10 protein-coding genes are annotated in these 11,041 nt (G+C 45.8%); 1 reads left to right on the top strand and 9 read right to left on the bottom strand.

The annotated features are described in order from the left end of the window. Positions 1 to 196 precede the first annotated feature (196 nt). From RT269_RS28335 to RT269_RS28360, 6 genes are read right to left on the bottom strand one after another with little or no spacing between them, the layout of a single operon-like run. Complete coding sequence (locus RT269_RS28335) at positions 197 to 1,090, bottom strand: carbohydrate ABC transporter permease (RefSeq protein ID WP_313187737.1); 894 nt, start codon at positions 1,088 to 1,090, stop codon at positions 197 to 199. Further along, positions 1,090 to 2,055 carry an ABC transporter permease gene (locus RT269_RS28340; protein WP_313187739.1) on the bottom strand — a complete coding sequence of 322 codons (966 nt, stop codon included), beginning with the start codon at positions 2,053 to 2,055 and terminating at the stop codon, positions 1,090 to 1,092. The genes RT269_RS28335 and RT269_RS28340 overlap by 1 nt, the downstream gene beginning before the upstream one ends. Before the next feature lie 26 nt (positions 2,056 to 2,081). Then, the gene (locus RT269_RS28345; RefSeq protein ID WP_313187741.1) at positions 2,082 to 3,338 is read right to left on the bottom strand and encodes a Gfo/Idh/MocA family protein; all 1,257 of its coding nucleotides are present in this window, start codon (positions 3,336 to 3,338) and stop codon (positions 2,082 to 2,084) included. Positions 3,339 to 3,378: 40 nt separating this feature from the next. Continuing rightward, positions 3,379 to 4,461: a hypothetical protein gene (locus RT269_RS28350; RefSeq protein WP_313187743.1), complete on the bottom strand. Its 1,083-nt coding sequence runs from the start codon at positions 4,459 to 4,461 to the stop codon at positions 3,379 to 3,381. 13 nt (positions 4,462 to 4,474) lie between these two features. Beyond that, on the bottom strand, positions 4,475 to 5,764 hold the full coding sequence (locus RT269_RS28355; protein WP_313187744.1) for an acyltransferase domain-containing protein: 1,290 nt from the start codon (positions 5,762 to 5,764) through the stop codon (positions 4,475 to 4,477). A gap of 10 nt (positions 5,765 to 5,774) precedes the next feature. After that, positions 5,775 to 7,097, bottom strand: a complete 1,323-nt coding sequence (locus tag RT269_RS28360) for a DUF4832 domain-containing protein (RefSeq protein WP_313187745.1) — start codon at positions 7,095 to 7,097, stop codon at positions 5,775 to 5,777. A gap of 687 nt (positions 7,098 to 7,784) precedes the next feature. Here RT269_RS28360 and RT269_RS28365 point away from each other — a divergent pair. Next, complete coding sequence (locus RT269_RS28365) at positions 7,785 to 8,807, top strand: LacI family DNA-binding transcriptional regulator (protein WP_313187746.1); 1,023 nt, start codon at positions 7,785 to 7,787, stop codon at positions 8,805 to 8,807. A gap of 125 nt (positions 8,808 to 8,932) precedes the next feature. Here the strand turns inward: RT269_RS28365 and RT269_RS28370 are convergent, their stop codons facing one another. The 3 genes from RT269_RS28370 to RT269_RS28380 all read right to left on the bottom strand — a co-directional run. After that, positions 8,933 to 9,895: a transketolase family protein gene (locus RT269_RS28370; protein WP_313187748.1), complete on the bottom strand. Its 963-nt coding sequence runs from the start codon at positions 9,893 to 9,895 to the stop codon at positions 8,933 to 8,935. Further along, positions 9,883 to 10,722 carry a transketolase gene (locus RT269_RS28375; protein WP_313187750.1) on the bottom strand — a complete coding sequence of 280 codons (840 nt, stop codon included), beginning with the start codon at positions 10,720 to 10,722 and terminating at the stop codon, positions 9,883 to 9,885. Before RT269_RS28375 ends, RT269_RS28370 begins: the two co-directional genes overlap by 13 nt. Positions 10,723 to 10,740: 18 nt before the next feature. Further along, positions 10,741 to 11,041, bottom strand: a 301-nt coding sequence (locus tag RT269_RS28380; RefSeq protein WP_313187752.1) for a transaldolase family protein, incomplete at its 5' end; no start/stop codon positions are given.

An 11,041-nucleotide genomic window follows, 5' to 3' on the forward strand; every position in this document is an offset into this window, starting at 1 on the left:
CTCTCATCACCTGGATATAGAATCGTTACGGTTTTAGTGCCTTCTTTCGATTCTCCCTTGCTGCTGCATCCCCCAAGTAAACCGATTGCCATTATCACGGCAGCCGTCAGTATCAATCGTCTTTTCATTGCAATACCCTCCTTTTTGTTTATGTTAAGCCTTTCTCCCGGCCTACCAATGATTTTTACTACAGAGCTTATTCCTTGACTGCACCTGTCATAATACCCTGTACGAAATATTTTTGTACAAAGGGATATAAGAAGATAATCGGACCTATGGTTATAACCGTAACTGCCATTTTCATCGTTTCAGAGGGCAGTGTGATTCCTGCAGCAGCGCCGGAAGGAATACGCCCCGAACTAATGGCATTTACGTTTGAAAGAATTGTGTAGAGGTAATACTGGAGAGGAAACAAATCCTTGTCATTAATAAAAATCAGGGCATTCCACCAGTCATTCCAGTATTGCAGGGCATACATAAGGCCTACGGTGAGCATTGCCGTTTTACTGAGGGGAAGTGCAATCCGCCAATAAATCAGCAGATAGCTTGCTCCGTCAATTTTAGCCGCCTCGTATAAAGAAGGCGAAATGCTTGAAAAATAGGTCCTCATAAGAAACATGTTCCAGACACTGAAAACAGAAGGAAGAATCAGCGCCAGAATATTATTCTTTAAACCGTAGTAATTCACACAAACCACATACCAGGGAATCAGGCCCGCGGAAAACACAATCGTGAAGTTACATAAAAAGGCAATGACATTACGGTACTTTAAGCTTTTAATCGATAATGCAAAGGCAATCATACTGGTAATGATCATAGCTCCAAGGGTTCCGGCAACCGTAACAAAAATAGTAACTCCGTAAGACTTTAAAATCCGCATTCCACTGTTTGCAAAAATATAGATATATGTATTAAGGGTAAATTTTTGCGGAATCGCTGAATAACCATGCATGACGATTTCGCGTTCCGAAGAGAGGGACACACCTAAGGTAAGAACAAGGGGATACAGGCAAAGCAGCCCGAATAGGCCAATAAACAAATAAGCAAGGATAGTAACCAGGTGATCTCCGAATGATTTGCTTTTTCTCATTAAAACAATCCCTCCCCGTCATTATATTTTTTTGCCAACCGGTTCGCAGCGGTTACCAGAATCAGTCCCATCACCGACTGGAACAGTCCAATTGCGGTAGCATAGGAAAAGCCCAGGGTCCTCATACTCTGATATACATAAGTATCAATAACGGTTACCGCATCAATCAATACCGGGTTGTTGCCAACAATACCGTAGATCATGCCGAAATCACCGTAGAAAATTCGTCCGATACTCATAAGGGTCAGTACAACGGCCGTCGGTTTCAGCATCGGAATGGTGAGATATAAAATCCTCTGAAACTTGTTTGCACCATCCACTTTTGCAGCCTCGAACAGGGAACCGTCGAACGTTGCCATGGCTGCCATGTAAATGATGGAGCTGTATCCGCTCCACTTCCACATACTGGCGGTAATTATGATGCCCTTCCAGTACTTGGGTTCCGCATACCACTTCACCGGTTCCATTCCCAATGATCGCAGCATATTGTTGATAACGCCCACGTCGGTGGAAAAAAATCCGTAGATAATCGTACCTACTACGACCCAGGAAAGGAAATACGGAAAAAACATAAAGCTTTGTGTCAGTTTCTTAAAGACATTGCTCCTGATTTCATTGAAAAATATGGAAATACTGATCGGAACAATCAGTCCCAGTATAATACCAAAGAAATTGATAAACAGTGTGTTATAAGTTACCCGCCATCCCATGCTGCTCTCGGAAAAGAAATACTTGAAGTTATCCAAGCCTACAAACCTGCTTCCAAAGATACCATCCATTACATTGAAGTCGGTAAATGCCATCCAGGTCCCTGCAAATGGAATGTAGCAAAACATAACCAGCACAATCAGAGCAGGCATACACATAAGATACAGGCCCTTGTTTCTTTTTATTTCACGCAGGAATTCTTTTTTCCGGTCTTCTTTAGGCCCCGGTGCTTCCTTTTGGATTCTTTTTGATTTCATCACTCTTCACCACTCTTTTCTGTTTTTTAAGAGTTTCTCAGCCGGCTTTTTAATGCATCCACATCAATTATTTCGCCGGTAATTCTGGATTGCTCTGCCGCATAAGCCATCACATGGCTTTCCACTGATTGGGTAATGGAGGATCTGCTGTTGTCGCTGCGTGTTTCCATCTGACTGATAAAATCGTCCATCAGGGCCACATCTCCTCCCCCATGGCCTCCCTGAGGCTGACCGCTATGAATGATTCTCTGTTCAAAACCATCAATAGCATTGGAGGCAAATTTGGTTACCTCAATCTGGTTCAGACTGTCATCCCCTCTGATTTCCCCATTTTCGCACATGACCTTGATCGTCCGGCTGATTTTATTCGTAAATCCGCTTAAATTAAAGCTGACTGTTACATCATTCTTAAATTCGATTAATACCACCTGGTTGTCGCACACATCGTTGTCACAGCGGTATACACAACGTCCATAGGGGCCTTCTGCCAAAGCTTTGTTTATCCCTTCTTCCGTCTGGTCCTGGGTAAGTACCGAAGCCGGCCAGCTTCCCACGATCGGTAAGTAAGCCTTGCGGGCATCAAAGCGGCAGTCTCCGGCAGCCTTACAGGTCAGGCAGCGATCGGAGCTGCCCTTTGGTGCACTTTCTTCTTTAAAGTATTTTAAACTGCCAAAGGAAACTATTTTTTTCACCTCACTGCCCACCAGCCAGGCAAGGATATCCATGTCATGACAGGATTTTTGCATCACCAGGGGGCTGGATAAATCACTTCTTCTCCAATTTCCTCTGACAAAGGAATGGGCAATGTGATAATTCCCAACATTCTCATTATGCTGGATGGTAATTACCTTCCCCAGCTCTCCGCTGTCGATAATTTCCTTGATTGCAGCAAAAAAATTCGTATATCTGAGCACATGGCATACAATCACCTTACAGCTCTTCTGATCTGCCTTATCCTGTATCATAAGACATTCCTTTGGATTGGGAGATATTGGCTTTTCTAAAAGAATATCATACCCAAGCTCCAGAGCATCCAGAACCTGTTGGTAATGGTCCTGATCCATGGATGCGATGATAACGGCATCGGCAATCCTGCCCTTCTGGTAAAAATCCTCTACATTTTTAAACTGCATTTCAGACGGAATACCGAAATTTTTCGCTGCAGCTGATCTTCTTTCATCCTCCGGCTCCACTACCGCTACAATATCTGCCTTTTTTGTTTCATAGGCGTGCTTGGAATAAATCATTCCCCGCTGTCCTGCACCAACTAATGCAATCTTCAATTTTCTTTCCTCCTGCTTTTATTTTCTGTCGTCCATCGAATCAATCGGGAAGCTGCGGGTCCTCCAGCGGATAATAGCCATCGGGGTAGAAATCATCCCAGGCATGTGCCAAATCCACCGCAGTGTCTTTACACACCTCAACCGTTCCCATCCTGTAATAACCGTCCTTCTCCTCCATCCGGATATCCAGCTCCATGGGGTTGTCATCAGCAAAGAAAATCCCAACTGACAAACAGTATTCACCAAGGGGCAGAATCGGCAAGGAAATAATCTCATTGTGGGTAATATCTCCAACCTTCCAGACATCCTTGTCAATGTGTAAGACAAATTCCTGCCGCTCTCCTTCCATTTCCAGACGAAGCCTTAGGCTGTAATCCAGGTAACAGGGCGCACTGCCCCTATTTACAAACCAGAACCGGAGGGGGAGAGCTCCCTTTGACGCGATCTTCTTTGGATAGGTCAATCTTCTTATGGTTAAGTCATAACCCACATCCATGAGACGGCTGGAGAGACCGGCATGCCAGCGCAGGCTTTCCCGGCGGATATTCTCTCCTGGGTTCTCCTCTTCTATTTGAAGCAGTACCGGCATCCGCTGCCAGGTATTTTGAAGCCGGTACCCGGCAAATTTTTCACAGCAGCTGATCCAGTTATCTTCGCTGCAATTTACAATAAGGCCAAAAGGGTATTCATGATCCTTTAGATACTGCAGCAAGGCCTCCTGCTCAAGGCAGACCAGTAATGGGATTCCCTCAAAGGCTTCCAGATAGGCATTCCAGATTTCCTGGCTGCTATCTTCCCCGGAAACTGCAACACCAATAAGCTTTTTATTATTCAGGGCACTTGCAACTCTCCTGATTAAGTGGATAAAACCTTCCTCTTGGCCCTTCTTTAGCCAGGCAGGTAGTACCTGTTTTATGGTAAGGACCGGATTATGTACCTCTGCAAGTGCTTCTTTTAACCGGTTTAGGTCATATTTACCCCGCTGGGGTTCCAGCTCCTCCCAGGTGAGTTCTACTATCTGGTACCGCCCTCTGCCAGGATTAACTGTGGCCCTAGAAAGGGGCATCGGCCGTATTTTATAAGTCTCATAGGGACTGTAATGTTCCAGTGCATATCTACCCATGGGCAGCTCCTCCTTATTTTAAATGGCTGTCAGCAATCTGTCTGAAGCGCGCAATGTCTTCCTGTGTGATATAAGGCATTTGATCCGTTTGATCCGCTTCTTCCTTTAGAACCACCATACTCAGGTTATTAAAACGCGCTCCTGTTGCCATATAAGCAGCCGCCGCTTTTTGCAGGGAGGTCTTAAGCTCCGCCTTTGTTTCATCTGCTTTCCAGTCACCAAATACCTCATACCGAAGCATGGCGTCTCCCTCCTGAACCGGATATAGATAAAATTGACGCTGGACCTTTATAATATTGCTGGTATCATGATCAAGCACCAGCGACAGTCTTGAATCATACAGCCAGCTTTCACTCCAAAAGCCTTTGACCGGCAATTCCGGAAAATAAGTCTTGTAAAACTCCAGCGCCAGCACCATGGAATTCTTAAGTCTCTCAGGGTTATATCCCGGTCCCGAAGGCACATGGAGCGCCAGAAGCATATCCCCCTGGTTTAAGGCTTCCGCCCATTCCTTCTTTACCAGCGTTACGGGTTCCCTCTCCACAAAGCCCATGGGATTGATGGGATTTGCGGTAATCTCCTCCTCCGTCTCCTGCCAGATAGAAGTAAAGGCTCCTGCCTTATCATAAACTCCGTTTATTCCATTTAACTGCCCGTCCCTGCGGAATTCCTCCCCGCCATGTTTTAGGGCCGTTACCTTCCCGGAAACCTTATTCCGGTACATGGTAAATGTATCGCCAAAGCGGCAGGGAATAAACAGGAACCGGTCCATAAGAAAGATGGAGCAGGTATAAAAGTTCATATCCCAGGGAAAATCACTTACGCTTACATCATCCCGAACCAGTTTCTCTAATTGGGATTTTATGGGCTGGAAAGGAATATCCCGATAATAATGCTCCGGAACGCCCCGTTCCTTTAAAAGCTTTATGGAAGGAACCACACAGGCCAGCAGAAGAAGGAAAGAATAAAGCTCTCCGTACTCTGCCATGCACACAGGAGTCATATTTTTATAGTTATCCACGTCACAGCGGTTTCTGGCAGAACACATATCCCATACCAGGAACTTGGAGAAATGAAACAGTTTCGGGTCCCCTTCCACTGCTTCTGCCGCCTTTATCAACAGCCGTTGTTTCTTCTCCGGAAGATTGAATTTCTCAAACACTTCCTTTAAAAATCCTCTCTCTATAAAATGGATGTCCTCTTCCCCGGGGTAAGCGGCATAGAATTGCTCCAATCCCTCGGGCAGATTGTCAAAGCCGCAATAATCCACACATTCTTTGAATCCATACGATAAATGTCCCATACTCTTCCCTCTATTCTACGATTATTTTTCCAAAACAATAGTAACCGTCTTCTAAGCCTTCAATTGCCAGCTTTATATTTCCAAGCTCCGGTATCCCGGTTTCAATTCCTATTTCCAGAGAATACTCACCGGCCTTTCCTTCCAGGTCGAACTCTTCTTCCCAAAGGATATCCAGGTCCGGCAGCCAGCTTCTGATATCCGTTTTACTGGTAAGGCTGATGACTTCCTTCTCATTTTTCAGGCGGACTACCAGGGGATACCTGTGATAAATGGGAGCAACACCGGTATTGGCCCACAATCCTCTGATCCGGAAAACTTCTCCTTTTTTTACCACCGGATTATACGTGAGCTTTCTTAATTCAAAACGGTATCCCATTTTATTGAGCCACCCTTTAACACTTTCCTTCCATGCCTCAGGGACGGTAGTGCCCTTGCTGTTAAAGGAAGAGATATGCCACTTTAAGGATTCCTTCACAATATAATCCATATCCCAGCCCTGGAGGTACCAGTCATTCATGTGCCAGCAGGCTTCAAACACCACCGGTGCCTTTTTCCATGCAGCCTCCATTTCAAAGTTGCAGATATTTTCCGGATAAAAATCCAGCATATGGGACCATTCTTCCTGATGGAAACCTCCCATATCTCCCAGGCAATCCACCCGAAAGCCTATAGCTTCCTTTCTCTCCCGAATTATCTTTACGGACTTTGGATCATGGAGAAGAGCCTGCAGCGGAGTTATTTTAAAATTGTCGATATAAGCATCTGCCATCTGCCTGATGCTCTCCTCTTCAAGAAACTCGGTACCTCCGCCTTCGCCCCAGGCCCCCACCAGCGCCATATCCACTGAGCTTATTACCGGATGTCCGTCAAAATGTTCTGCAAATTCCGCAATAAACTTAGACCAGTATGTAACATAGGGAGAATGCAGCGGATCAACTCTCCAAAAGGGAAATTCCGGTTCCTCCTGGCATTCCCTTCGAAACCAGTCCGGGATATCGTCCTCTTCCGCCAATGCATAAGGAGAGCAGCGTACAATTGCCGTACAGCCTGATGCTTTTGCCTCCTCAAGTTTTTTCTCAAGGATATCCCACCGGTATCTGCCTTTTTCAACCTCCAGATCTCTCCACCGGACTCCGCAGTAGGTAATCCTGCTGTCGGGATGATTCCAGGTTCTGCTGCTATCGGTAAATTTGTATCTTTCCACCGGATTGCCCCGGTTATCATGTATTACCCCTGCCGGTTCCATCAGACCCGGAGCTGCAATAAAGCCAATCCCCGGATTTTCAAGGAGTGCGTCAATTATTTTAGGATATATTACATAGGTATCACTCATAGGCTTATCTCCTTAGGCTGTATAATTTGTTTGAAATAAGAGGCAGCCGCTGCTTTTATACTGCTCTGCCAACTCCTGCAGTCTGACAGCATCACAGCAGAGGTACTCCGATAAACATTGATAGCAGTGTAACGTTCCGATATGCTTTCCTAACAGTTTAAGGTTAAGAGCAATCTCGCTATTGCTTAATTCCTTTGTACACTTATGGCAATGGACATTTTTCATCCCAGCACTCCCTTTCCGTCTTGCTGCTCCGCATAGATATTTCTGTTAAAACTAGTCAGGTTCTTTTTATTATTGTTTTCTTTTTTGTTACTTTTTGTTACGTTTGTTTACTAAACCTTATAGCTGGATTATAACATTTGCCCTGCCCTGTGTAAATACCATTTTCAAAATTATTATTAAAATTATTGTAAAAAACTTTACAAATAACTTTACTTATCTTTCAAAGGCTTATCTTTTTATATCTTTCATTTCATAGGTTTTTATAGAGACATTCCGGTTAACTACATTAAAAATCCTCTAATTGGAGTGATTTTTCCATAAATTCCACTCAGTGGCAGGAAAATTGAGTATTGACAAAATCAATAACCTATTATTATAATTTAACTGTATGTAACGCACATTCTTTACGTAAACATACTAAACAATAAAATCCACAAGCTGTGATTAAGGGGGCAAACTAATTTGAGCACAATCAGAGACGTAGCCAATCTGGCAAAGGTGTCAATAGCTACTGTATCACGGGTATTAAATAACGATACCCAATACAAAATGACCGACGAAACCCGGGCCCGGGTATGGAAGGCTGTTACAGATTTGAACTATACCGTAAAATCCCCCGCAAACTCTTCCTCTGGTGACAATAAAGCCCATCCAGGCAATGCGCTTGTAAAAATAGGCTGCGTCCTAAGCGTAACTAAAAACAAATACAACGACCCTTATTTTATGTCCATCCTGTCCGGCGTAGAAGAACAGCTTCAAAACAACGGATATGAGCTTACCTTTATTAAGACCGGTGCCGAGCTGGAGGATAAAAAGACCTTATACAGTGCCTTTGGCAATCCAGTCTCTGGTCTGATTCTGATGGAATCGCTCAACAGTGAAATCTACCAGTTCATACGAAATCAGGTTCCAAACATTGTCGGAATCGATACCTGGTGGGAGGATATCGACAATGTAGGTTATGACCATTACAGGGTAGCCAGTGTGGCAGTGCAGCATCTGATTGACAAGGGGCATAAAAAGATAGGTTTTATCGGCGGCAGCGGCATGAGCGGCAATATAAAATCCAGCCAGAGGTACCGGGGCTATTACGCCTCCCTGCATGCAGCCGGCCTACCGGTAAATTCTGACTGGGTGATTGATTGTGCCTGGGATGAGAACCTTTGCATGGAGAAGGTCAGCCAGCTCTATCAGAAAGAAGATACTCCCACCGCCTTCTTTGTAGCCAGTGATTTAATGGCCATGGCCGCCTTAAGCAGCCTCTATAAAATGGGAATAGCCGTACCGGACAAAGTAGCAGTTATCGGATTGTCCAATATCGAAATATCCAAATATTCCAACCCTCCTCTGACCACAATTGAAATTCCTACAAAGGAAATCGGCATGGTTGCAGTCGATCTGCTCTTGGCAAGGATCAACGGGTATCAGCTTCTACCCAGGAAAGTAATTCTTCCTACCAGCCTGATTCTCCGCAACTCTACCTGAACGCCCTATGGGAATACTGCATTATCATGGGATCCTGCCAATTAAAAAGCCATAGGAAGATAATTTCTATCTTCCTATGGCTTTGGATTATTTTTACCCAGACGGTTTCTCTTCCGCTTATATGTTTAAACTCCTCTGACAAACTCCAGCACCTGACGGTATATTCCCATCTCATCCAACTGATATTTCTGCAATAATTCCTTTGCCGGTCCGGACTCACCAAACACATCCTGAATTCCTATTTTCTTCACCGGCACCGGGTATTCTTTGCACACAGCGTCACAGACAGCGCTTCCCAGTCCGCCAACAACTGAATGCTCTTCAATCGTAACAATCTTCCCGGTCTCCTTAGCTGCCCTGCAGACAAGCTCCTCATCTAACGGCTTGATGGTATGGATATTGATGACTCTCGCAGAAATCCCATCGGATTCCAGCCTTTTTGCTGCGGCAATGGTTTCCGACACTTCAAGTCCGGTGGCAATCAAGGTCACATCCGTTCCCTCACGCAGCACAATGCCCTTTCCCAGTTCAAACTTATAATCCGGCGTATCGTTGATTACAGGAACCGCCAGACGTCCAAACCGCATATAGACCGGTCCATCATGCTCCACCGCTGCCCTTACCGCTGCTTTTGCCTCTATATCATCCGCCGGGCAGAGCACAACCATCCCCGGTATCGTCCTCATCAAGGCAATGTCCTCGTTGCACTGATGGGTGGCCCCATCCTCACCGACAGAGATCCCTGCATGGGTAGCCCCAATTTTCACATTCAGGTGGGGATAACCGATGGAATTCCTGACCTGTTCAAACGCCCTGCCTGCGGCAAACATGGCAAAGGTGCTTGCAAACGGTATCTTCCCGGCAGCAGCAAGGCCGGCGGCAATTCCCATCATATTGCATTCTGCAATCCCGCAGTCCACATGGCGCTCCGGAAATGCTTTTTTAAAGACTCCAGTCTTTGTCGCCGCCGCCAGGTCTGCATCCAATACGATGATTTTGTCATTTATTTGTCCCAGTTCCACCAGGGCGTTGCCGTAGCTTTCCCTGGTGGCAATCTTCTTTGCAGTCATTTCCTTTATCTCCGGCATAGCGCTTCACCTGCTTTCTCCAAATCTGCCATCGCTATTTCATACTGAGCGTCATCAGGCGCCGTCCCATGCCATGCCACAGATCCTTCCATGAAAGAAACACCCTTGCCTTTTATGGTTTTTGCAACAATGGCTGTCGGCATCCCTTTCGTTTGCCTTGCTTCCTCAAACGCGCGTTCTATCTGCGCAAAATCATGCCCGTCAATATTGATGACATGGAAATTAAACGCCTCAAACTTTTTGTCGATCGGATAGGGAGAGCAGACATCATCAATGGGACCATCAATCTGAAGTCCATTATTATCGATAATAACCACCAGATTATCCAGCTTTCTATGACCGGCAAACATTGCTGCCTCCCAGACCTGTCCCTCTTCTATCTCACCATCGCCAAGGAGGGTATACACGCGGAATGGTTCTTTGCTGAGCTTTGCAGAAAGCGCCATCCCCACCGCTGCCGAGATTCCCTGTCCTAAAGAGCCGCTGGACATATCCACACCCGGAATATGCTTTCTGTCCGGATGCCCCTGTAAATAGGAGCCGGTATGGCGCAGGGTCACTAGATCCTCCACCGGAAAAAATCCCCGGTTCGCTAAGGTTGAATAATATCCCGGCGCCACATGGCCCTTGGACAGAACAAACCGGTCCCGGTCTTCTTTTGCCGGATGTTCCGGATCAATATTCATCTCCTTAAAATAGAGCCAGGTGAATAGATCTGCTGCTGACAGCGAGCCGCCGGGATGACCGGATTTTGCGCTATGTACTGCCGTCACAATCCCTTTGCGGATTTCATTTGCCGTTTTTTCTAATTCCAGATAATTCCCCATCTTCTCTCTCCTCCCAGCTTACTCTCCAAAAACAGCACGATAATCTGCCTGGAATTTTTCAATCCCCTGATCGGTCAGCGGATGTTTTGTCATCTGCTCCAAGACGCCGTATGGAACCGTGGCAATATCCGCCCCTGCAAGTGCACAGTCAATCACATGAATCGGATTCCTCACACTGGCAGCAATGATCTCCGTTTCGATCCCTGAGATACGGAATATATCAGCGATCATCCTGATTAAGTCCATTCCCGGCTGAGAGATATCATCAAGGCGCCCCAGAAACGGCGATACATAAGCAGCACCCGCGCGTGCTGCTAAA

The sequence above is a fragment of the Lacrimispora sp. genome (assembly GCF_032078915.1).
Classification (GTDB): domain Bacteria; phylum Bacillota; class Clostridia; order Lachnospirales; family Lachnospiraceae; genus Lacrimispora.

Bases quoted from the DNA above. Each gene is read 5' to 3' on its own strand.
- RT269_RS28335 (WP_313187737.1), bottom strand. From the start codon at position 1,090: ATGAGAAAAAGCAAATCATTCGGAGATCACCTGGTTACTATCCTTGCT.
- RT269_RS28340 (WP_313187739.1), bottom strand. From the start codon at position 2,055: ATGAAATCAAAAAGAATCCAAAAGGAAGCACCGGGGCCTAAAGAAGAC.
- RT269_RS28350 (WP_313187743.1), bottom strand. From the start codon at position 4,461: ATGGGTAGATATGCACTGGAACATTACAGTCCCTATGAGACTTATAAA.
- RT269_RS28355 (WP_313187744.1), bottom strand. From the start codon at position 5,764: ATGGGACATTTATCGTATGGATTCAAAGAATGTGTGGATTATTGCGGC.
- RT269_RS28360 (WP_313187745.1), bottom strand. From the start codon at position 7,097: ATGAGTGATACCTATGTAATATATCCTAAAATAATTGACGCACTCCTT.
- RT269_RS28370 (WP_313187748.1), bottom strand. From the start codon at position 9,895: ATGCCGGAGATAAAGGAAATGACTGCAAAGAAGATTGCCACCAGGGAA.
- RT269_RS28375 (WP_313187750.1), bottom strand. From the start codon at position 10,722: ATGGGGAATTATCTGGAATTAGAAAAAACGGCAAATGAAATCCGCAAA.